Below are 290 nucleotides of genomic sequence, written 5' to 3' on the forward strand. Positions count from 1 at the left end.
TTATCTTCAATACTATATAATTGTGCTATAATCAATCTTATTTTTAGATTAATAGTGGTGAAATGTTAGTGGAGTTACGTCAATTACGCTATTTTGTGGAGGGTGCTGAACGCGAGCATATTTCAGAAGCCGCTGAGCATCTTCACGTAGCCCAATCAGCCGTTAGTCGGCAAATCGCAAATCTTGAAGATGAATTAGGTACTCCGTTATTTGATCGAGTAGGTCGTAATGTGAAATTAACCCCTATTGGGAAGACATTTCTTGAACATACCATTACAGCATTGAAGGCC

Annotated in this window: 1 protein-coding gene; it reads left to right on the forward strand. The window is 38.6% G+C overall.

The window, feature by feature from the left end; all coding sequences use genetic code 11:
• Window positions 1-68 precede the first annotated feature (68 nt).
• Window positions 69-290, forward strand: a 222-nt coding sequence (locus KVT27_RS24235; RefSeq protein ID WP_217582136.1) for a LysR family transcriptional regulator, incomplete at its 3' end; no start/stop codon positions are given.

This window comes from Lysinibacillus sp. GbtcB16, assembly GCF_019091145.1.
Classification (GTDB): Bacteria; Bacillota; Bacilli; order Bacillales_A; family Planococcaceae; genus Lysinibacillus; species Lysinibacillus fusiformis.